Annotated in this window: 22 protein-coding genes and 1 tRNA gene; 7 read left to right on the forward strand and 16 right to left on the reverse strand. The window is 60.3% G+C overall.

Features of this window, described 5'->3' with window-relative positions; translation table 11 throughout:
- Window positions 1–168: 168 nt before the first annotated feature.
- Window positions 169–717, reverse strand: a complete 549-nt coding sequence (locus QM609_RS24195; protein WP_064443219.1) for a hypothetical protein — start codon at window positions 715–717, stop codon at window positions 169–171.
- A 159-nt stretch (window positions 718–876) separates the two neighbouring features.
- Window positions 877–1,017: a hypothetical protein gene (locus QM609_RS24200; RefSeq protein ID WP_156423194.1), complete on the reverse strand. Its 141-nt coding sequence runs from the start codon at window positions 1,015–1,017 to the stop codon at window positions 877–879.
- Between the two features lie 187 nt (window positions 1,018–1,204).
- Here QM609_RS24200 and QM609_RS24205 point away from each other — a divergent pair, with 187 nt between their 5' ends.
- The 4 genes from QM609_RS24205 (at window position 1,205) to QM609_RS24220 (ending at window position 5,846) form a co-directional block, all read left to right on the forward strand.
- Complete coding sequence (locus QM609_RS24205; RefSeq protein ID WP_003943733.1) at window positions 1,205–2,920, forward strand: 3-ketosteroid-delta-1-dehydrogenase; 1,716 nt, start codon at window positions 1,205–1,207, stop codon at window positions 2,918–2,920.
- A 689-nt stretch (window positions 2,921–3,609) separates the two neighbouring features.
- Window positions 3,610–4,410: a peptidoglycan DD-metalloendopeptidase family protein gene (locus QM609_RS24210; protein WP_228232484.1), complete on the forward strand. Its 801-nt coding sequence runs from the start codon at window positions 3,610–3,612 to the stop codon at window positions 4,408–4,410.
- A 175-nt stretch (window positions 4,411–4,585) separates the two neighbouring features.
- Window positions 4,586–5,416: a pentapeptide repeat-containing protein gene (locus QM609_RS24215; protein ID WP_228232486.1), complete on the forward strand. Its 831-nt coding sequence runs from the start codon at window positions 4,586–4,588 to the stop codon at window positions 5,414–5,416.
- Window positions 5,417–5,429: 13 nt separating this feature from the next.
- On the forward strand, window positions 5,430–5,846 hold the full coding sequence (locus QM609_RS24220) for a hypothetical protein (protein WP_042452357.1): 417 nt from the start codon (window positions 5,430–5,432) through the stop codon (window positions 5,844–5,846).
- A 78-nt stretch (window positions 5,847–5,924) separates the two neighbouring features.
- Here the strand turns inward: QM609_RS24220 and QM609_RS24225 are convergent, their stop codons facing one another.
- The 4 genes from QM609_RS24225 to QM609_RS24240 form a co-directional block, all read right to left on the reverse strand.
- Window positions 5,925–6,266 (reverse strand): hypothetical protein, encoded by a 342-nt coding sequence (locus QM609_RS24225; RefSeq protein WP_064114314.1) that lies wholly within the window; start codon window positions 6,264–6,266, stop codon window positions 5,925–5,927.
- Entirely contained in the window at window positions 6,263–7,417 is a 1,155-nt protein-coding gene (locus QM609_RS24230; protein WP_283337554.1) for an alkane 1-monooxygenase, read from the reverse strand. The genes QM609_RS24225 and QM609_RS24230 overlap by 4 nt, the downstream gene beginning before the upstream one ends.
- A 95-nt stretch (window positions 7,418–7,512) precedes the next feature.
- Complete coding sequence (locus QM609_RS24235) at window positions 7,513–8,166, reverse strand: class F sortase (RefSeq protein ID WP_003943710.1); 654 nt, start codon at window positions 8,164–8,166, stop codon at window positions 7,513–7,515.
- Window positions 8,167–9,498, reverse strand: a complete 1,332-nt coding sequence (locus QM609_RS24240) for an ice-binding family protein (RefSeq protein ID WP_064689434.1) — start codon at window positions 9,496–9,498, stop codon at window positions 8,167–8,169.
- 223 nt (window positions 9,499–9,721) lie between these two features.
- Between QM609_RS24240 and QM609_RS24245 the strand changes: the two genes are divergently transcribed.
- A complete protein-coding gene (locus tag QM609_RS24245; RefSeq protein ID WP_042452349.1) occupies window positions 9,722–10,438 on the forward strand; it encodes a TetR/AcrR family transcriptional regulator C-terminal domain-containing protein in 717 nt (238 codons plus the stop codon).
- Window positions 10,439–10,794: 356 nt separating this feature from the next.
- On the opposite strand, the gene QM609_RS24250 is transcribed toward QM609_RS24245, so the two are convergent.
- The 6 genes from QM609_RS24250 to QM609_RS24270 form a co-directional block, all read right to left on the reverse strand.
- Window positions 10,795–10,938: a hypothetical protein gene (locus QM609_RS24250; protein ID WP_165639161.1), complete on the reverse strand. Its 144-nt coding sequence runs from the start codon at window positions 10,936–10,938 to the stop codon at window positions 10,795–10,797.
- 57 nt (window positions 10,939–10,995) lie between these two features.
- Window positions 10,996–11,457 (reverse strand): Hsp20/alpha crystallin family protein, encoded by a 462-nt coding sequence (locus tag QM609_RS24255; RefSeq protein WP_058038924.1) that lies wholly within the window; start codon window positions 11,455–11,457, stop codon window positions 10,996–10,998.
- Window positions 11,458–11,643: 186 nt separating this feature from the next.
- Complete coding sequence (locus QM609_RS24260; protein WP_042452347.1) at window positions 11,644–12,528, reverse strand: MBL fold metallo-hydrolase; 885 nt, start codon at window positions 12,526–12,528, stop codon at window positions 11,644–11,646.
- Between the two features lie 137 nt (window positions 12,529–12,665).
- Window positions 12,666–13,919, reverse strand: a complete 1,254-nt coding sequence (locus QM609_RS24265) for a wax ester/triacylglycerol synthase domain-containing protein (protein ID WP_054780856.1) — start codon at window positions 13,917–13,919, stop codon at window positions 12,666–12,668.
- Window positions 13,920–13,965: 46 nt separating this feature from the next.
- Entirely contained in the window at window positions 13,966–14,400 is a 435-nt protein-coding gene (locus QM609_RS29220) for a hypothetical protein (protein ID WP_306170109.1), read from the reverse strand.
- Window positions 14,349–15,629 carry a hypothetical protein gene (locus tag QM609_RS24270; protein WP_306669380.1) on the reverse strand — a complete coding sequence of 427 codons (1,281 nt, stop codon included), beginning with the start codon at window positions 15,627–15,629 and terminating at the stop codon, window positions 14,349–14,351. Before QM609_RS24270 ends, QM609_RS29220 begins: the two co-directional genes overlap by 52 nt.
- A 183-nt stretch (window positions 15,630–15,812) precedes the next feature.
- Here QM609_RS24270 and QM609_RS24275 point away from each other — a divergent pair, with 183 nt between their 5' ends.
- Both QM609_RS24275 and QM609_RS24280 read left to right on the forward strand, forming a co-directional pair.
- On the forward strand, window positions 15,813–16,430 hold the full coding sequence (locus tag QM609_RS24275) for a hypothetical protein (protein ID WP_007726510.1): 618 nt from the start codon (window positions 15,813–15,815) through the stop codon (window positions 16,428–16,430).
- 200 nt (window positions 16,431–16,630) lie between these two features.
- Window positions 16,631–17,122 carry an FBP domain-containing protein gene (locus QM609_RS24280; protein WP_007726512.1) on the forward strand — a complete coding sequence of 164 codons (492 nt, stop codon included), beginning with the start codon at window positions 16,631–16,633 and terminating at the stop codon, window positions 17,120–17,122.
- A gap of 149 nt (window positions 17,123–17,271) precedes the next feature.
- Here the strand turns inward: QM609_RS24280 and QM609_RS24285 are convergent, their stop codons facing one another.
- The 4 genes from QM609_RS24285 to QM609_RS24300 all read right to left on the reverse strand — a co-directional run bounded on the left by QM609_RS24285 (window position 17,272) and on the right by QM609_RS24300 (window position 21,924).
- Window positions 17,272–18,012, reverse strand: a complete 741-nt coding sequence (locus tag QM609_RS24285; protein WP_007726514.1) for a hypothetical protein — start codon at window positions 18,010–18,012, stop codon at window positions 17,272–17,274.
- Complete coding sequence (locus QM609_RS24290; RefSeq protein WP_042452339.1) at window positions 18,009–18,944, reverse strand: ABC transporter ATP-binding protein; 936 nt, start codon at window positions 18,942–18,944, stop codon at window positions 18,009–18,011. The genes QM609_RS24285 and QM609_RS24290 overlap by 4 nt, the downstream gene beginning before the upstream one ends.
- Complete coding sequence (locus QM609_RS24295) at window positions 18,941–19,303, reverse strand: GntR family transcriptional regulator (protein ID WP_064114318.1); 363 nt, start codon at window positions 19,301–19,303, stop codon at window positions 18,941–18,943. The genes QM609_RS24290 and QM609_RS24295 overlap by 4 nt, the downstream gene beginning before the upstream one ends.
- A gap of 2,547 nt (window positions 19,304–21,850) precedes the next feature.
- Window positions 21,851–21,924, reverse strand: a tRNA-Gly gene (locus tag QM609_RS24300).

Consider the following 21,924-nt stretch of genomic DNA (forward strand, 5'->3'; position numbering starts at 1 on the left):
GCGACAATCGCTGGGCGAGCGTGTTCAAAGCGTCGACATTGACCATGATCTGGTTTCAGCCTTCCGCTCCGAGATGTGAAACTCATTGTGTCCAAGGCATGTCCGTGGACCTGAGAGTTGAAAGTCAGTATCTCGAGTGCGGTTGAGATCCACCGAATATGGCGTACGTCATATGTTGCTGAGGTCGGTCAGTACCTGATCGAAGGCGCCGGTACGTCCAGGTGTCACTACCTTCTGAAACAGTGTCAGGACACATTCGTCAAGGGCGTCCGTTGCCGTGAGGGTTCTTCTGGCGACGGTGCTTCTAGCGGACCATCGGCCACGTTCCATGTGTGCCAATGCGATTCCGTCACGCCGGGCTGTTGCCTTTCGGCCCGATGAATGAACGAAGAGGTATGTTCTGCCCGCAATATCGACTTCGCACAGCTTGTTCTTGCGGCGCATGGCCTTGGGCTTCTGGTCGATCAGGGTCCCGATCGTTCCGTCGGACAATCGAAGTGATGCAGGTCGGCCTTTGCGGAATGTGAGCCTGGATCGATCCTGCTCGGCTGTTGACGATTTCCTCTTCCGCCCGCCGGCAACGCTCTCCGATCCGTCGTCGGATGCGGGAATCAGTTCGCCTTGAACGTTCCCCGACGGATCGAATATCGATACGGCCGAACCACCTTCAGCAAGGTTGACGAACCAGCCGGTCTCTGTAGGGGTGTTCCATTTCATGTAGATGATTATTCTTCATCAGTGCCGAGGAACATCAGCCGACAGCCCGAGACAAGGATCGCGGTCAGGATTCGACAGTCACCTCGATCACGCCATCGTCGCCGTTGAAGCGAACTGCCGGCCAGTACCCGTCCATGAAATGCAAACCGCACGAGTCTGTCAGACGTTGACAATCGCTTCGACGGCCAGACGGTGAAGAGCCTGGTGCTGCTCGAAGACGTGGCGTAGGCGGGGAAGCATGCCGCGTGCAAGGGTGCCGAGCGTTTCGTCGACGATGCCGAAGCTGGGATTTGTCCTCACGTGAGCAGCGTAGACATCGAAGAAGGCAAGCCGCGATTCTGCTGGGGCGGGCACAACGCCCGAACCGTGGCAGGAGCCGTTCTTCGCCAATCCACTCGCAATGTCCCGCTGACTGGGCATCCGGAACCTTCTGCGCCGCGACTGCCTTAGCGTTCTACGTCGATAACCACGTGAAGGGATTTGTTCAATGGCGAAGAATCAGGCACCCCCCGCGACACAAGCCAAGGACATCGTTGTCGATCTACTGGTGATCGGGTCCGGTACCGGCATGGCTGCCGCCCTCACCGCGAACGAGCTCGGCTTGTCCACGCTGATCGTGGAGAAGACGCAGTACGTTGGCGGTTCGACGGCGCGGTCCGGTGGAGCGTTCTGGATGCCTGCCAACCCGATCTTGGCGAAAGCCGGTGCGGGCGACACCGTTGAGCGCGCGAAGACATACGTGCGGTCGGTGGTCGGTGATACTGCCCCTGCCCAACGTGGGGAGGCATTCGTCGACAACGGTGCGGCCACCGTCGACATGCTTTACCGCACGACGCCCATGAAGTTCTTCTGGGCCAAGGAATACTCCGATTACCACCCCGAACTGCCGGGAGGTAGCGCCGCCGGACGTACCTGCGAGTGCCTGCCGTTCGACGCGTCGGTACTCGGCGCGGAACGCGGTCGCCTGCGGCCCGGTTTGATGGAAGCCGGACTGCCGATGCCGGTGACAGGTGCGGACTACAAGTGGATGAACCTGATGGTGAAGAAGCCGAGCAAGGCTTTCCCTCGCATCATCCGCCGCCTGGCGCAGGGCGTTTACGGCAAGTACGTACTCAAGCGTGAATACATCGCAGGCGGTCAGGCGCTCGCTGCCGGCCTGTTCGCAGGTGTGGTCCAGGCCGGTATCCCGGTGTGGACGGAAACGTCGTTGGTTCGGCTCATCACCGAAGATGGCCGCGTAACGGGTGCAGTTGTGGTGCAAGACGGACGTGAAGTGACGGTGACGGCTCGGCGTGGTGTCGTTCTGGCAGCCGGCGGGTTCGACCACAACATGGAGTGGCGCCACAAGTACCAGTCGGAGAGCCTCGGTGAGCACGAGAGCCTGGGCGCAGAGGGCAACACCGGCGAAGCGATCGAGGCAGCACAAGAGCTCGGCGCAGGTATCGGATCGATGGATCAGTCGTGGTGGTTCCCCGCGGTGGCAAGCATCAAGGGCCGCCCGCCGATGGTGATGCTCGCAGAGCGTGCGCTGCCAGGCTCGTTCATCGTCGACCAGACCGGTCGTCGATTCGTGAACGAGGCGACGGACTACATGTCGTTCGGCCAGCGCGTGCTCGAACGGGAAAAGGCCGGAGATCCGGCCGAGTCGATGTGGTTTGTTTTCGACCAGGAGTACCGCAACAGCTACGTGTTCGCAGGCGGTATCTTCCCTCGTCAGCCGCTTCCGCAGGCATTCTTCGACTCCGGCATCGCGCACAAGGCGAGCAGTCCGGTCGAACTTGCCCGCAAGGTCGGTCTTCCCGAGGAGGCTTTTGCCGAGTCCTTCGAGAAGTTCAACGAGGCCGCTGCTGCCGGTAGCGATGCGGAATTTGGTCGCGGCGGAAGTGCATACGATCGGTACTACGGCGACCCGACAGTGTCCCCGAACCCGAACCTGAGGAAGCTCGACACGAGTGCCCTCTACGCGGTGAAGATGACGCTCAGCGACCTCGGCACCTGCGGCGGTGTGCAGGCGGACGAGCATGCACGCGTGCTTCGTGAGGACGGCAGCGTGATCGACGGCCTGTATGCGATCGGCAATACTGCGGCCAACGCATTCGGTCACACCTACCCGGGCGCCGGTGCAACGATCGGCCAGGGGCTGGTTTACGGATACATTGCCGCTCACCACGCAGCCGAGAAAGTAGCTTCGACTCAGCAGTAGATCCACTAGGCAACAGATCGCCGAACGGGAGATCAGCACGCGTTTCCGATGCCGGGAACGTGCACTGGTCTCCCGTTCGGCTTGTAGGAGCGATGCCACCTGTATGTCCCATCTCGGTAACGCTGACGCGCCAGGTGACCAAGACGCGGTATCGTCTCCAGAAGTGACATGGGGCACTGGCGATTGTTCGAACAGATGCCATCTACCGAAGGCGCGCCTGATATCGACCGGTCGGGTCGAATGCGCAAAAACAGGTATGTACCCAGGTAATTCAACCGTGGTGTGGAGCGTCGTGAAGCGACAGCGTATGAGGTGATTCCTCATCCGCAACGCAAGGATCTCCATGTTCCACCCCCTTTCCGACCATCCGGGTAGACACCCACCCTGTCGATCTTCGAATGAGAAGCCTTCGGTTTGTTCCGGCATTCGTAGTCCTCGATCAACGATCGATTCAGGCACTGCCTCGATGTAGAACCCGTATCTCCTGTGCTGTCACCAGGAGATGCAGACCTGCGGGTCTATGCGCGCGCTCGCGTTCGAGAGCGGTCACCGTACCTCTCTCCATGGCGCGATCCGAACATTTCACTCCAACGGAGTCTTGGTGCGATACACCGAGTAGCTCAGCACGTATTGAGTGCTGTCTGCGGGTAGAGCCTGCACCTGCTCCGAGCACATCAGTCAAGGAAAACATGAGTAAGCACAGAAAACACAAGCCTTCCAGCACAAAACGATTCATCGCCGTAACTGCGGGACTGGGCGCCCTTGTGGGGGCCGGAGCAGTAGCCAATGCAGGTACCGCCGGTGCGCAGGGCTGGTCGGCGAGTTGCAATTGGGAGTGGCCGGTAAGCGGATCACTTTCGCAGGGTTACCACGCGGGACATGACGGAGTCGACTTCGCTGTCAACGTCGGCACCGCGCTCCACGCGCCCACATCGGGCACGATTTCTGTTGCCGGACCCAATGATCCGGGTGGATATGGAACGTACATCCAGTTGGAAGCGGACAGTGGCGAGCAGATTCAGATGGGCCACCTCTCCGAAACATGGGTCGGTGTGGGGCAACACGTCGAGGTAGGCGACGAGATCGGGGCAACGGGTAACACCGGTAGCTCCACCGGCCCACATCTGCATCTCCGCATTCACAGTGGAGGCGCCGTCGATCCCATGTCCTTCCTGAGTTCGATCGGGGCGTGCGATACCGGGTCGAGTATTGTTCCCGCGCCCGCGCCGACACAGGACGTAGCACCCGAATTTGCACCGGAACCGGCGCCTGCTCCCGTTGTCTACTCTGAGGCATCCGAATCTGTACCGGTAGAAAGCATTCCGGAGTCGGAGACTCCAGTGCCCGGCTCAGAGGTAGTCGTTGCAGCCGGTGATACATTGTTCGACCTCGCGACAGAACGAGGTCTCACCTGGCAGCAGGTGTGGGACATGAATCCGCAGATCGTCAATCCCGATCAGATCCTTGTGGGCGACGTGATCAACTTGTGAGAGTTGATAATTCGATACCGATCCGGAGATGAGTCAACGGCTCGTACACGACCGGTTTCAGTACCCCAGTTGACTCCGAGTTCCACTTCGTGCGCGTGAGCGCTGCAGCCGGGCCGTGCATTTCACGGTCCGGCTGTTTTGCGCGCTCCGAGAAGTGATTCCTACCGAAGTACTGATGTGTGGTGGTTCGCTTCTCGGGCAGCCACGGCCAATCGCTGTGGATCTTGCCGATACTATTGAGCCCGTGAACCGGTCCGCGATCACCTCCCTACGTCGACGTTGGTCAGATGAGGGCGTCGATAATTTACGGGCGCAGCTGCTCGATCAGTCGCGGATCGTCAAGCCGCCCCACACTCTCGTCTCCCCATGGGCGGGGACCGATGACGGGCTGATCGATGTGCGTGGCCTGACAGCGGGTAGCGCTGGATTGGACATCCGGTATCTCACGTTGGAACGGATTGATCTGAGTTTCGCTCGGGGTTCGATCTCCGTCTTCGAATCTGAATTATTCGACTGCCGTTTCGATTTCGTGGCACTGACCGGACAGCCCCGTTTCAATCGCCGATTCGAACGGTGCAGTTTCCGGGGTGCGACGCTCTCTCGTCTGGCGCTCGGAAAGAGGGTCGTCGATTGCGATTTCACTGGAGCCAAAGCACGCGGGCTCCGCTCCGTGCCCAATACTGTGTTCGAACGATGCGCATTCGACGACACAGACCTGACTGGTGCGCAGTTCGCCGATACCTCATTCGTGGAGTGCACTTTCGGCGGCGCACGATTCTCGGCGGCCACGAGTTTTGTGCGGTGTTCCTTCACCCGGACCGCTGTCGAGTTCTCCGAGGCGCAAGTGTCGCGAACAACGTGTGACGGCACCGCGATTCCGGATCAATGGGAAGGTGAGGCCGATTCAGCAGTCGCACTGGAGCGGTATGCCGGTCGATATGCCCGAGCACTTGGCGTGGGGGACACAGAGGGTATGGCCCTCGATCCTGAAATGGATGATTCGTAAAGGGGGCAGATCGATGACTCGCGGGGTCACGTTCAGGACAGTATTCGGTGGACCGTCGGTGCCGCTTGACTTCATCGAGGAGTTGACTCGGCTCAGACACCGGCTGAGGGGCATCGCGATGCAGTACGACTTCGATCTGTTTGTTGTCGTTGGTGGCGACATCTCCGTGGTGACCGATCCGACCGGGATCCGGCTTCCGCGTGTATTTCTGGGCAGGCGTACCGCTACGGCGCAGGTACAGATGAACACTGACGACGTGATGGGGGTGCCCGACCCGCGTGCATTTCTGTACACGACGATCCATGCGGCACTGACGGAACTGATCACGCGTGTCTCAGACCGCGACAACGACTTCGATGCGGACGGGGAGCGAGCGAAGATCGAGTTCTTGATCCTCGATGACATTGGCGAGCGCGAATCAAAGCTGTGATGGCAAATGACAAATGCTGCGCTCCCGAATTCGTCAGGCCGTTGTCACTCTCTGGCATCAAACACTGCGGTGACCACTTCACAGAAAATCGCCGGGTGCCGGCAATGGACGAACCTCACTATGAGTTCTGCGGTGCGCGGTAGCGGTGACAAGTAGGTAGCGTTCAGCTGCGGCGTAGTCGGTGATCGATGTTCCGTCGGGCCCGGGGGTTTGAGTGATCAGGTCGAGGTATCGGCGGCGATAGAGGTATGCGTCGGGCTGGGTCAACAGGTACTCCGCGGCAGCGACGACGTCCAGGCTCGGTGCGGCTCGTCTGAGCCGGGTGCGCGTCGGCTGGTACGCAGCTCTGGCGTGTTTGGTCGGCCCGGTGGCCGTGTAGTGCCCGTCGCTGTGGTCGTCGTCTCGGGCATTGTCATTCATATCGTCGCCTTGGTGTGAATGAGCTCGACGTTGCCGTTGTAGTAGCCGAGGACACGGTGATCCATCATCCGCCGCCACAGTGGTGGTACGGCAGCGCAGACGATCATCACCGCGTATCCGGCAGGGAGTTGCGGAGCGGTTGGAGCGCTGCGCAGAGATTGGTAGCGCAGACGCGGATTCGCGTGATGGTCACTGTGTCGTTGTAATTGGTACAGGAACAAATTGGACAAGAGATGATCACTGTTCCAACTGTCTTCGGGCCGGGCTTTGACAAAGCTGCCGTCTTGTCTTCGCGCACGGAGCAATCCGTAGTGTTCGAGGTAGTTTGCGGCCTCGAGGAACGTGATCCCGGCCAAGGCTTGCAGGAGCAGCCAGGGCAGTATCTGCCACCCGAATAAGGTGATCAACGTCCCGAACAGTGCGGCGCTCAGCGACCATGCCTGCAAGATGTTGTTTCGAGGCGACAGTGCGGGTGAACCCTGCCGGCGCAGGCGTGCTGATTCGATCCGCCAGCCCGATTTCAGACCTCCGAATACGCTGCGGGGCAGGAATATCCAGAACGATTCCCCGAAACGAGCACTGGCGGGATCGCGCGGCGTCGCAACGTTGACGTGGTGGTGACCGTGATTGTGCTCGATGTAGAAGTGCCCGTAGAACGATTGAGCGAGCACAATTTTCGCCAACCGCCGCTCGAGGCGGCTGCTCTTGTGGCCTAGTTCGTGTGCGGCATTGATACCGACGCCCGCAACGACGCCGACGGTCATCGCCAGTGCGATCTTCTCTCCGGTTGCCATCGGGGCGTGCGCCCAACACCATGCGGCGAAGACGAGGCCAGCGTATTGAAGTGGCACGAACAGGTAGGTACACCAGCGGTAGTAGCGGTCGTCCTGCAATGCCGCGATCACGTTGTCGGGTGGGCTGCGGCCATCTGCGCCGACTGCGACGTCGACGATCGGGATGACGAGAATCAGGATCCAGGCACCGGTCGCCCAGAACAGGCCGAGGTGCAAATATTCGACCAGCAGCCAGGACAGGAAGGGACTCAGCGGGATCAGCAATCCCAACGGCCACCAGTAACGCTTCCGATCCCGCCATGCAGGAGCGTCGACACCTGCTTCGGCGCTCGCTCGAATGTCGTCGGTGTCTGTCATCGAAACTTCTCGAGCACGGGAAAGTGGAATACGGTCATTGCTCTCCAACGGTTCGTGCGGACTTTCGAAGTGGTGTGCTGCGGCGTCTCAGGCGGTTAGGCCAGGTCGGCGAATGCGATGATGTTGTCGTTGTAACTGCGTGCGGTTTCGTCGAAGGATCCACCGCACGTGATGATCCGGAGTCCGGGGTGGTCGATGTCGCCGTATACGACGTCGGTGGGAAAGTCCTCTTTGGGGAAGTGTTCGACACTGGTAGCGGTGAACACTGCGCGACTTCCGTCTTCGCGGGTGACGATGATGTCGGCTCCTGTTTCGAGATTCCGCAGATCGAAGAAGACCCCGTCGGTGCCTTGCCAGTCGACGTGGCCGGCGATGATTGCCGGTCCGACCTCACCGGGTGCGGGAGCGCCGGTGTACCACCCTGCGTCCTTCCCATCCGGTGGGACCTCGAGTGCTCCATCGGTATCGAGTCCGAGATCGATGATGTCGGTGTCGACGCCGATGGACGGGATTTCGAGGCGCGCGGGGCGGTGTTCAGCAGTTACCGGCGCCCTTTCGGGCAGTGCAGAGTCAGTGGCGCGTGGCGCGGATGTGGTGTCTTGTCGAGGCGACGAGTGTGGTTGTGAATTTCCGCTGTCGGATTGTCCACCGGCGCATCCGACCACCGTTACGAGTACTGAAACAGTAAGGGCGAGAGCCGTGATGGCTCGGCGAGTTCGCGGAGCCATCACGGAGTTTTCGTCTTTCATCTATCGACTTGTCCGACGGATGACGAGGGCCGACATAGCCACGACGCTGAAGAAGCCGACGAGCAGGGCGATCCACCCTCCACTGGACTGTCCGTCGCGTTGGGATTGTGTGCTTCCGTCACCGGTGTCGACCGACCCTCGTGGTACCTGCTGCACCTGAGGGGCTCGAACATTCGGGGATTCCGGGCCTACCGGTTGAGTGGTCGGGGTACCCGTTCGAGAAGCTGACGTCGTCGGCACCCGAGACGGGACGGTTACCGTCCCGGGAACGGTGGGAGGTATTCCCGGCAGTGGTGGGAGACCGGGAATCTCGGGTATGGACGGAATGTTTCGGCTGGTCGTGATGATCGGCGGTACGTCCACAGTGGTTGTAGTCGTGCCGTTCGGCCCTGGTGTGGTGGTCGTCGCTTCCACCGGTGTACCAGTCGTGGTTGTAGTCACCTCCGGCGGGACGACCGTCGTGGTTGTAGTCACCTCCGGCGGGACGACCGTCGTGGTTGTAGTCACCACCGGCGGGACCACAGTCGTGGTGGTAGTCGTCGCGGTGTCAGGCGGGACTGTAGTCGTCGTAGTGGTCGGAGTCGTGGTCGTGACAGGAGGCGCACAGGTCGGGATCGTAACGGTGTTCGTATCCAGAGTGACCGCGCCATTGATCGCCAACAGTCGACCCTCGACGGTTGCCTCGGTTGTGGCAGTAATGTCTGTCAGCGCCAACAGGTTTCCTCGGAAGACGGAGTTGGTGCCCAGGGTGGCGGAACTTCCAACCTGCCAGAAAACATTGCACGCCTGCGTTCCGTTGATCAGTGCAACGGTGCTGGACGACGATGTGATCAGCGTTGATCCCGCTTGGAAGACGAAGACTGCATCGGGGTCACCTTGCGCGTCGAGGGTGACGGTTCCCGACAGTGCGATCGACGAACCGGAGTTGTAGACACCCGAAACCAGTGTCCGACCGGTCAAGTCGTCTCCCGTCGGTTGTGTGGGTCCCTGACCGGCAAGAGTGTTGTAGGCAGTCAACACGTCGGGTTTCGCTCCCTGCGATACCGCGTCGCCACCATGATTGGTGCCGGTAATCGTCAGGTCCGATACACCGGTGATGGTTGGAGTCGGATACGTGCCGATATCGCCGCCGAGGGTTGTCGGTCCGGTGTTGGTGATTCCTGCTCCGGCAAGGACTGCAAAGGGCTCAGCGGTGCCGAGTCCGACAGCAGTCGCTTCCGCGCCGGCAGTGCCGGCCGGCAAGACGAGAATGCCGACGGAGAAAACGGAAATCGTTGCAATACCCGAGAATTGAAAGAACCGCGAGCGTCGTGTTGCGGTGGGTGCTGTCATGTTCTGTTCATCTTCGATCCTTTGAAGAAGGGACTCATGCGACGAAAGTGAGTCCGTACGTCCGCGCCGACTCCGGCGCCGGGACGTATCGATGAGCGCCCACGTAAATCCGGACATTCCGGGTATACGATGTGTGTATACGTTGTATGCATAGGGCGTATCCGAACAGTAAACCAGCCGTACTGTTCTGTCAACGCGTAGGCATACGATGTATGTTTTGTGAATGACCGGACACTCGCCAGATCGCACTAAGGGTTTGATTCCCGCCGCGGACCGCGAGGAGCCCCTCACCAGGGCGCTCGTACTCTCGACGGCGTTGGCGATCATCGACGAGGAAGGTGCCGACGGCCTCTCCATGCGCCGACTGGGCAAAGCGCTCGACAGAAATCCGATGACTCTCTACAGGTACGCGGCCAACAAGGCGGCCCTGCTGGACGGGGTCGTCGAGACCGTGCTCGAACAACTGGTCGTCGACCCGTCCGATCGCGACTGGAGGGGGCAGCTGCACGCAGTTGCGTACGGGTATCGCCGCCTCGCGCTCGCGCACCCCAACGTGGTTCCTTTGCTGGTCACTCGGCCGCTGTCCACCCCGCTCGGATTGCGTCCTCCCGGGACGTTGCGCTACGTCGAAGCGATTCTCGAACTGCTGATACGGGCCGGTTTCACTCCTGAAGACGCATTACACATCTACCGAGCAGTGTTCGGCTTCCTCAACGGGCACATTCTCAACGAGCTTCAGGAAATAGTCGAAAATCCCGAGGAGACGGACGATCTCTTGCGGCTCGGTCTGCATCGGCTTGCGCTTGCCGAGTTTCCGAGACTGCGGTCGATGGCTACGATCATGGCTCACTACGACGGGCAGGACGAACTCGAGCGCGGTCTGGCAATCCTTCTGGAGGGTCTGGCGACGGCATCTCCTCCGACGAGGGTTGAGGGCTGACCACTTTCAGTTTGGGTATAGACATGAGACGACCTCGACGGCCACACAATTCAGGGGACCGACGAGGTCGGTAAGCGTCAGCGCAGTCACTGACGTCTACATTTCAACCGTACGAGTCACGGTTGGCAGGTGGCGGCGAGCTTCGTTCTTGTTGTGTGAGTGTTTCGTCCTGCTTCGCCCATTTCGGGCGGTTCCTGACCTGCTGCAGGTGATGGCTCTTCGGTTCGGCCGGAAGGCTTCATCGAGCTGAACGTGTGTAGAGCGCCTGTAAATGCCTTCCGTCCGCCTCGGTGGACGGACGGAAGGCATCAATTCATTTGTGGGTGACCGTATTCGGCGAACACGGTCTGGTTTTGTCAGGGTTGAAATTCTTCGTTGGTGGGGTTCTCGGGCGGGGTGGCCGCGAGGATGCGCTTCCACCAGCCTTGCCGCTGCGGGTCTTCGTTCCAGACGACCGGTTCAGCCAGAGCTGCGGCGGGGGCCATGATTGGCGCGGGCATAGTGGACCTCCTGGATGAAAGGCTCTCGTACAGTCGATTTCGTGCAAGCCGTTCAGGTCAGGCTTCGATCTGTCCTTGGGTTTTCACCTCGGAGTTTGCGGTGCGGGACGGCGGTCTCGACGAGATTTCGATCCGCCGCGGTTTCGCCTTCTCTGCGATCGGCAAGGTCACGGTCAACACGCCGTTGTCGTATGAGGCGACGATCCGTTCGGAATCGATGTCCTCACTGATGGACAGCTGCCTTCTGTATGTTCCTGTGAAACGCTCACCGGCCAGCCACGTCACTCCCTCTTCGGAAATGGCGCTGCGGTGCGCGGTCAGGGTGAGGGTCGAGCCGTCTACCTGTACGTCCACTGATCCTGGGTCGACGCCGGGAAGATCGGCGTGAAGGACGTAGTGGTCATCGATCTTGTAGAGGTCCATCGGCATGAAGCGTGGACTTCGGCTGCTGCCGGTTCCGGTGGCAAGCAGGGACTTGGTGATCGCGTCGATGTCGGTGAAAGGATCGAAACGAAGCACAGCAACACACCTCCCGTATCGTCTAAGAAAGGTCACCGTCACCTCGACGGCGACCGAACTTACTGTGCGAGAACATGATAACCAGCCAAACTGGCACTCTGCAACCTCGAGTGCCAGATTTTTTCGGTGAACTTCGGTCCGATTTTCGGAAGTATCCGAAATGGCGCGATCAGTTCGCCAGGGATGTCAGAGGGTCCGGCGAAACACCTTGTCTTCGTCGACTGTGACGGCACCGGATGCGATGAGTCGTTCGAGGTGTAGCTGAGCTGTCCGTCGTTCGACGGCGTCGACGTACGGGGCCGATACGTGGGGGCGGTAGACGAGTCGATGAGCGACTATGTCTTCCAAGAGTTTTGGTTCGCCGAGGAATTGGATGAGACGGTCTTCGCGGCTCAGTAATTTGTCGCGGTATGCGGACAACCGGCGACGGAACTCGTCGCTGCCCTCGACCACGCCCTTCTGATGGAATGTTCCGTACCAGCGTGCGTCGATCGTTGCGACGTGGTCGATGGAGTCGAGGAAGTCGTTGACGCTGCTACCCAGGTCGCCGTACATCGGGCCGAAGGAGGTGAGGTCGATGTCGGCGACGTAGAAGAAGCCGTCTGGTTCGACGAGGACCCCGCAGTGTCCGCGGGTGTGCCCTGGCAAATGAATGACTGTCGCAGTGCGGTCGCCGAGGTCGAAGACGTGGCCGCCCGCGATCCCCGACACGTTCTCGTGGGTCGGGGGTATGCCGTATTGCGTAGCAATCGACTGCTGGACCTCGACTCGTTCGTTCGGAGGAAGGCCGTAATTGGTGAGCATCGTGTCGAGGGATGCGACTGCGGGTGCGTCGAGATGGTGCGCATAGGCCGGGGTGTCGAAATGGCGTAGTCCGGCGATGTGGTCCTCGTGCCCGTGGCTGACGAATACGAGGTCTGCGCCGACGGGGTCGCGGTCGAGGGAGAGCGAAGGGTCGATGACGAGCGTGCTTTCAGATCCGTGCACTACCACGGTGTTCCCGTAGGGGACGGCACCACCGTTCTCAGGAACCAGTACCGAGACCTTGCCGAATTCTGCAGGTGTGAACATCTTTCGCCTTCCTCGTGACGATCGTGTCGTGACGACACCGGCTTGCAGGCTCGAATCAGTGGAGATGTTGTCGAGACGTCTCGACAGTATCCGTTGCCCAAGCGGCGAGGTGCATCGGATAGTGGCAGTAGATCCAGTCAGTGTGCAGTGCCGGCTATTTCGTCGAGAGTCCGTTCGACGGCTCGGGCGATCTTGCTTGCAGGTGGGAGATGCTCGGCATCGGCCTGGATTCCGATCCAGAATGTGTCGTTGTAGGACGCTGCGGTGAAGCCGACGCGGACATTGCCCGCCAACGGGCCCAGAGGCCAGAGTTCGACTAGCGCTGCCCCGTCGAGCGTGAGCGGGCCGCGCGGTCCATGGACGTTGGACGCGACTGCACCGATCATGTGCTGCCGCTTTGCGAGCTTGTCGAAAACGCCGGCGATACGCGGTGACCGAAAGGTTGTTCCCGCAGCGCGTGCGGAAGGTTTGGCCGCAGCGGTTTGCTTCGCGACGATCGCGACTGTGCGTTGTGGGTCGGTTTCACGAAGTGGAAGGTCGATGATCATGAACCCGACGGCATTGCGTGCGCTACCGATCGCTGTGACTGCGACGGGTACCGATACCGCAATCGACTTGGGGATGGGCTCGCCGCATTCTTGGAGGATGAATCGCAGTCCGCCGCCCACCGCAACGAGATAGGCATCGTTCAAAGTGCCTCCCGCTTGCTGCGCGGCATGCTCGATCAGAGAGGTGCGGACGTTGACGGACGAGATCGATCTCGTGGGACCAATGGCGCCCAGCAACACCCGTGATCGGATTGGCCGGTGCAGGAAAGTACCGATTCGAAATCGGAGGAGGTCGAGGGAACCGGCGGCCTTCGGAGGGATGTTCGGCACGGGAGCGCCCGGGTCGGTACTTTTCGAATCAGGTGAGGCGAACAAGCGCTCGAAAAGGTCGCTGGCTCTGGCGCCGTCGAGAACCGCGTGATGCACTCGGATCACAATGCCGCACAGACCCGGTCGAGCTGCAGGAACGAAGGCGATGTGCCACAACGGTCGGGTGGTGTCGAGGGGTTGCATCACGAGTCGACCACAGACGGATTCGAAGTCGGGTTCTGTAGGCCCGCGTTCGTCAAGCGAGAGATGGAGGTCGAAGTCGATGTCGTTTTCCGTCCACCACCATGACCCGTTCCGCATGATCGGTCGCTGCCGCAGTAACGGCTCCTGCGCGATGTGAGCGGCGAGAGTGCGGTGAAGTCGCACTAGATCAGGTCGACCGTCTCGATCGACGAAGCCACCAGGAGCGAGCAGTCCGGCAATAGTGACCAGGTAGGGCTGGACGTGCACACCGAGCTGGAAGCTCGCAGCGTCGACGGGTGATATCGGCACGTCGGGTGTGGTGTCGACCATCTGCTGAGCCTAATCGAGGCGACATGGTGGACGGCGCTGTTTTCGGCTAGCGGATCACCAAGTCGTGGTCGGTGGCGCTGAGCGTGATCGCGGCAATGGGGTTTCCGTGCATCCAGTCCTGCACGAACGCGTCCAGAGCGGGGTTCGATGCCCGATCCGCGTACGCGTCCGACGGGATCTCGATTGCCCCGACGAGGTGGCGCGGATCGGCATCGAGGCCGGATGCGCGGGGAGTCATCCGTAGTCCGTCGGCGGTGTGCAGGACGACCGGAAGAACCGTGCCATCCGGTGCAGTCACGGTCGCGGTCCGCGTGGTGGCGACCGGGTCGAAATGGTCCACGTCCAGTCGGTATCCGGACGGTTGTGCGTGCTGGCCGATCGCGTCGAGCATGCGCGGATCCACCACAGAGTACGGAAACCCGATGTCGATCAGAGTCTGACCGTCGATGGCACCGTCGCGGGCGGGCAAGGTCGTGGACAAGTGCCAGGGGCAGCGGGGGACAGGGTATCCGTCGACCGGTCTGTCGGCGCGTTTTCGATCAGTGTGCCGAGGAGGGACGCGCCGGTCGGTGTGAACTCCCAGTCGCCGCCGACGAGATCCTTGTGCCAGAAGCCGGATTCGGCGCCGCGGAGACCCTCGACACGCAACTCCCGCCGGTTCAGGCCGGGACCGAGTGAGTGCACACTGATCGCGGATGTAACTTCACCGGGAATTTTGGGCTGGTGCACCCAGTCGGGGGCCGGAAGTTGGATCGCGGCGGTGCTGCGGTCCAGTGTTTCGGCCACGAGGTTGGGTGCCGACGGCTTGTCCGACTGATCTTCCCAGCTGTAGCGGAAGAAGATCGAGTCCGATCCCGAAGAATCGAAATCAAATGTGCGGGTGTACATGTCGCCGTACTTGTTCATCACGAAAGTGGTTGATCCGGCCGCCGACAGCGAGTCCGCCTGGAATCGCCCGCCGAGCGGGCCGCCGATCTCGTAGCTGTCGTCGTTGGGCAGCCACGGGTCCGCGTAGGTTATCCGGCTGCCGTCCCCGGTCAACGTGGGGATCATCGTCATCTTGGCGAGTCCGACGAAGTGAATCCGTCCTGCGACGTCGGTGAAAGTTTGGTTGTCCCAAGGCGACGAGACGCTCAGTGCCCACCCGTTCGGGTGGTCTCCGGGGAGTTGTCGGCCGGGACCGCTCCACAGCGGTGCGCCCCATGCCGAGGTCCAATTCCACACCAGCGGATCCTGGGATGCGTTGTCCATCGTGTAGATCCAGCCGTTGTCGTCGACAGCGACGAGTTCGTCGTCGTCCAGTGATATCCCGACCAATCGTCCACGCAGGCACCCGGGCATCGGCACGAAACGCCACGGTTGAGCCGTTGATGCGCCTGGCTCTCGCGGCCGAGCGAGTAAGTCGTGGTCGACTAGCGCGAAGTCCCAGAAACGATTGAATTGCGTAGTTGGCGTGCGGATCTGGACCGAGCTGGGGGCGGTTGAACCGGTGAATGTCGGTAGGTTTGCCAACCCGACTCGACCTCCACCGGAGGGCGCACCTGGTGGCAGTTGGGCGGTTCCGAATGATATGCAACTGGCCGGCCCAGGTTCGGTGGGCGCGGCAGCGGCGAGGGGAGTGGACCACAGGAGGGCGGCGGAGAGTAGGACGCCGACGCTCAGCAGTCGCGGTCGGTGCGGGTGCGAAACTCCACTCGCGGTCTCGTTCACCGTCCGATTGTCGCATGATCGGCACGTTGAATCTGCGAATTGTGAGGTTTGTCCATCTGTGTCGGTTGCGGCGAGAGTGCCGATCGCTACGTTGGTTGTTGTGAGTGGAACGAGAGTGCGTGTACTGCAAAGGTATTCGCCGTGTAGCTGAGTTTTGCCATGACCTGCAGATACGGTGGGGTGATGAGAAGGCCGAAGTCGCTGGGTGAATGGTTGGTAGCTGACCCTCCGGAGTCGTCCAAGCCACCGGGGCCGATTCTTTTGGCATTCACCGTTGTTCCGCTCATTGCGTTGGTCTGCCGGCATTACGGTTGGTGGCCTTCGCCGTTCGGGGAGTACAGATGGTTGGATCCCTTCCTCGTCAGCGCCGCGGCTCTGCTCATCTTGATCGTGGTCGGTCTGGTGTGGGCGATCCGCACCCTCTATGCCCTTGGCCAGGACCGGCGGTGGTCGTGGTGGATTCTGTCCTCCCCGATCGCCGTCATCGCTGCAGTAGCTCTGGTGTTGTTGATGCCGCCGGCAACTTTCCTCGACAAGAGCGGAGAGTTCGAGACCATCGCGATTGGTCTTTTGGAGCAGCCTGAATCGACCGTGGAAGAGCTCGAGATCGGCCAGTTCGATATCAGTAGTGCCCATGTCGTGCGGCCGGATGAGGTCTACTTCATCGACAACGACAGCATGTTCATCACCTCGAGTGGGTGGGTGTACTCGCCCAGCGGCCCACCATCGGGGTTCGATGATTTCTCCGCAACTCACCTCGGCGGACCTTGGTACGAGTTCACGGCGGTATGGCGTGACTGATAAATCGAGTGGCCTGTAACGCAGGCCTGTAGCTACCATCGCGGTGTGGATACGTACACGGTGACGCCCCATGGGCGTGAGGGGGTTGTCGGCGTCGTCTTCGCCGGCGACAGATAGCGCATTTCGGACCCGACAGCACTTGGTGCTGATCGGGCCATGAGCTGTACCCACCTTCACCGAGCCACGATTGGTATACACCCATGATCATTTTGACCGATACATCTATTCGTTCCAGCCTCGTCAACGCGAGTCGTAAGGAGAAGTCCGATCTCACCCTGCCGGACGGCTTCGGCACCATCGACTTCGACGCTCTCGACTACCTGGGCTGGCGAGATCCGAAAATGGGCCGACGCGCCTACGCGATCGTCCCGACACTCGACGGGGAGACCATCGGAGTCTTGCTCGTTCAAGCCGAGGCCACTCCGCGATCGCGCGCCCAGTGCTCCTGGTGCCGCGACACGCGACTCCCCAACGAGGTCGTCTTCTACGGCGCCAAGTTGGCCGGGCCCGCCGGTCGACGTGGCAGCACGGTCGGAACACTGATCTGCCGAGACTTCCAGTGCTCGTCCAATGTTCGTAACGACCCCCCGCTCCCGTATGCCGGCTACGATGCCGCCGCTGCGCGCCAGAACCGGAAAGATGAACTGGTGCTGCGGGCTTCGAGTTTTGTCGAGCGGGTGGCTCGGCAGTAGAGCGGACCAAATCGGGGACGAGATAGCACCCTGTTGCGACGTTCGTCCCCCTTTCCTGACTCAGGGAGGGGGACGAGCTGTCTAGACGGGTTTGATCCGACGAGCACTTCGAGACGACGCGACATGTGGCGTCGCACATGATTGCGCGGTCACGGCGTTGCTCGACGCAACGTCGCCCAGGCTCCGGCGATGCACGCGATGGCAAGGGCCAGAGGGAGTAGTGCCATCGGTACCACTCGGGGAGTATCGACAAACCACGAACCGATCGCCGGCCACCACCCAGCCCAGGTGATCGCGATCGCTGACAAGCCGAGCAAGCCGAAAAGCCCGGTGAGGGAGGCGAGTAGACCGGTGATCCTCCACCGCTGGTAGATAGCACCTGCCAGCATTGCGATCGAACTGGTCAGCAGCAGCGTCGCGAACAGTGCGAGCAACTGTACGGCGGTGTTGTCGGTGAAATAGCGTGCGATGCCGAACATGCGCATGTGCACACCCCAGCCGTTGGTGGCGGACTCCAGCACGGACAGCAGTTGCAGCGCGATTGCGAAGACTGCGGACTGTGCCAGCGCCATAACCGTGGTGGCAGTGAAGAACTCGCGGCGAGTCACGCTCAGTCCGAGCGCGAATGGGAACGTCTGCGTCATCGACTGGAGGTAGAACGCCAGCACGAAACCGTAGACCGAGAACACACTGCCGGTGAATCCCTCACCCTCCTCGTTCCCGACGATCGCGTAGATAGTGAAGCTGATCAGGAACGAGATCAACAGGATGCCCACCGGCCAGGCGATCAGCAACGGCCACGCGACCGTGTGCAGTTGTAGGACGGCACCGATCCTGGACCGAGCGGGCGTCTTCGGGACCGTCCGTGGCTCTGTCGTTGCGATACTCATACGGTGATCTCCTTGCGCTGCGTCGAAGTCGCGATGACAAGTTCCTGCAAAGATGCCGGTTCCACTTGGACTCCTGCCTCCCGCAGTCGGTTTCGCTCGGTCTCTGTCACATCGGCCTGCAACATGATTCGGCTGTGGGCGCCCAGTGTCTCCCGGCGCAGGACCCTGCCGGACGCAGCAACGGCATCCACCGCATCAATGGGACCGGATACCACCACGGCGCGGCTACGCAGTGCATCCGCGTCTGCGTCGACGACAATCCGGCCGCCGTCGACGACAATCACGTGCTCGAGTAGATTGGCTACCTCGTCGATCAGGTGAGTCGAAAGCACCACAGTGCGAGGATGTTCGGCGTAGTCCGCAAGCAGGCGATCGTAGAACAGTTGGCGTGCAACGGCATCGAGACCGAGATACGGCTCGTCGAAAAGCGTCAGGGGCGCGCGGGAGGCGAGTCCGATGATCACCCCCAATGCCGACCGCATGCCGCGTGAAAGCTTCTTCACCTTGCGACAGAGGGGAAGTTGGAAGTCGTCGAGCAGTGTCTCGGCGAACGCGTGGTCCCAATTCGGGAGTAGATGGCCGGCGGCGACGAGTACGTGCTTGACCTTGAGGTCTTCGGGGTACGTCTGGCTTTCCTTGACGAAGCACACGTTCGCCAGTACGTCGGCATTTTCGAACGGGGCAGCGCCGAATACCTCGACGTCGCCGCGGGTGTGCAGGTCCTGCCCGGTCAGTATCTGCATGATCGTCGTCTTGCCTGCGCCGTTACGGCCGAGTAGGCCGTAGATCTTGTTGCGGCTGATCTCGAACGAGACGTCCGCGAGCGCGTCGACATCCCCGTACTTTCTGTCCACGGAGCGCATCGAGGCGACAAGTTCAGTTTCGTCGAAACGCCTGACTCGGGGCTCGGTCGTTGTCGTGCTTGCGTTCATCGGTCCGCCTTCCAGTCGTCCAGCATGGATTTGAGTTCGCCGAGGGAAATCTGGAGCCGGTCGGCCTCCGCGACCAGCGGCTCGATGTACTGGCGCGCGAACGCTTCTCGGCGTCTGAACCTGAGTGCGTCGCGGGCACCGACCGTGACGAACATTCCGATTCCCCGTTTCTTGTAGAGGATCCCCTCGCCTACGAGCTGATTGAGGCCCTTGGCTGCCGTCGCCGGATTGATTCGGTGGAACGCCGCCAGTTCGTTGGTTGAGGGCACCTGCCCGTCTTCCGGCAGGGAGCCGTCGATGATCGAGCCTTCGATCTGCTCGGCGATCTGCTGGAACAGTGGTCGTCCGTCGTCGATCACGATGATCGATGCCCGATGTTCACTGGTTCATTACTCATGTAATGAACCATAGAACATCGTGGGGCATGTTGGCAATGAGATCGCGGAATCTGGCACCGATGACTTGGGTCTCCGAGCGCTGCCTATCGGGACATTCATCGCAGAGGCTGATGGAACAGCTTGGATGCAGACCGGCTACGACTTCCAGATCCCGGGGCGTTGCGCACAGGCATTGAGCTTCTTCGAAACCATGGAACCGCCGATCTAGGTGGTCGACCACGGGACGGGGCACCTTCGGGTGGCCGGTAGTTATCGCCTCAATGAATTCGGCCACCTCGTCGAAGGCGGCAACTATGTCGCGGGGGTCATTCTGCATGGACGTTGTCGATGGAGAGTTCGCTATGTGTTGACGCAAACACCCGTCAGCATCGGCAGTTCGCCACCCACCCGTGAAGCAGGCGAAACCACCAGCCTCGGCTTAGGGGCGTAACCCGTAGTCGTAGAACGGAAGCCGGACCGCACGCGGCGGTCGGGCCCCTTTTCGTCAACCCAAAGACGGAGTCGTATCCACCGCAAGTAGGGACTTAGCGCCCCGTTTTGGTGTTTCTGTACTGATTTGCAATCCCGATACGTACGCTTCCGGCCAGGGAATCGGACACTCGACCAGCAGGGGTATCTATGCCGAATGTGACAGTGAAATTCGGGGGTTCAGACCCGGAAACAGCAGACCTCGCACGCCGGGCACTGCAACCAGTACTCGACAGCATCTACCGCACATACCGCAGGAAACCGCTCCCATTCGTCGAAGCCGCACTTAGACGCGCAGGTCGAGGAAGCTTCTCACAAGCAGGAATTGAACGATTCGCCGACTACATTTCAAGAGGAGACCGACCGATTCTCACCACATAGCGGCCGCTCGTGATCAGGCCGAAGACCGAAGCGCTTCCACCGGCTACCTGTTCGACGACCTAAATTGGTCAGTGCCAACTAGGTACAGGTCCATCGTGGTCAACATCAACATCAAGAGACAGCGCCCGCGTCCGAGATCGGTAGCTTGCCTCCCCGTAGCAAGGGCACTCGAGCCAGCAGACGTATTCGATCAAACGGAGCTGAGGAGGCTGATTCAGCAGATGCACATTAATCGACCTCTGTGTGAATTCTGCTCACGGTGCACACTCGCGTGATCAAACCAGTCGGCGCTGTGACATTCGGTTGCTGATCCTATTCGGGGCGGCCTCGACCGACTATTTGAGACCTGTCAAACATAAGCTCCCCTTCCTGGCCAGGTAGGGGAGCTTATGTTTGTGACCACCGCACGATCCACGCATCTTCTGATATGCAGGTTTCAGGCAGAGCTGAAAATGTCATCCACATGCGGTCGGCCGATCTTCTCTACAAGTCGGGAGCGGTTAGTGGCCCTGCGCCTTCTAATGAGAAGGGGATCGTGGAACCGTTCGCCATCGCCACGATCATGTTGACGATAGCAAAGAGGACGTTATCCATTTGAATTCACCTCCTCGCTCCGTCTAGGGCCCGGCAAGATTCGCTACTGCATACAGGGCAGATGTCCTGCTATCGAAATTGGGACCTGCAATGTAAGCGGGCGAGCCTGGACCGAATGAGGTGACTGTCCTGATATATCCGAGGCGATTCGAGGAGTTGTAGTCCACCAACCAAGGTCCACCAGAAGCACCTGCGCCAAAGTTGCCCGGTTTGGGAGTTGCGTGAGAAGCCGTAGCTCCGAACGTCATAACCAGGGAAGGCGCTGCGATGCTGCGGGGAATAAGGTTTCGACTCTGGACACTTACGGCCTTCTATCGAATTGGGGCCAATCTGCCGGTTCTAAAGATCTTCGGGAAGGTAGCACGACGCTAATGTGACAGTCCTCGAAACTGGCGTATTTCTTCGAGCTTTATCCGGCTCTCTGGATCCGGAGTGTATGGGTTGATCCATGGATGATCCGAGCAGGCACAAGATGTAGGTTGGTGAGTTTTTCAATGTGCAGAGCGAGGTCGTACATTGGCACTTACGGTTAGGGCGTCCGATACTTAGGAAGAATACGTACTTGATTCTTTTCGAAGGTGATTTTTGACGGACTTGGGTATTTTCACAGTTGTGATTGTGAGAAGATCTGCATTCTTGCATGAGTTGTGGTCCCCGGTGTCCGGGTGCGCTACGGCAGATCGGTTTCAAAAACTTCAACTGATAAGCGCGCGGAGTCCGAGCGGAGACAGTTTCCAACCCCATCGGTTGGTAGTCGCGCTCGAATCACTGATGGACGGCAAACGAACCGAGGTACCGGCGACCATCGGCTTCGAGGTCGACAGCACTCTCCTGACAGTGCGCGCAATGGACACCGATTCAGGCCGGGGGACGACCAGTCGGACTGCATCGATGAACTGCAGAATTCCGAGACGCGGTCCTCTAGCACCCCCATTTTCGTTGGATTCACATTGACTGATCACTGAATGGAGGGGTTGTGTACCTGCCGTGTACCTGTCACAGGATTGGGTCCCAAACAAGCGAAGTTCGACTGCCTCAAAAGGGCTCTGAACTGCGGAGAATCTGTGGAGCCGATGACGGGAATCGAACCCGCGTATTCAGCTTGGGAAGCTGATGTTCTACCATTGAACTACATCGGC

Source organism: Rhodococcus sp. IEGM 1302, from assembly GCF_030056935.1.
GTDB lineage: Bacteria > Actinomycetota > Actinomycetes > Mycobacteriales > Mycobacteriaceae > Rhodococcus_F > Rhodococcus_F qingshengii.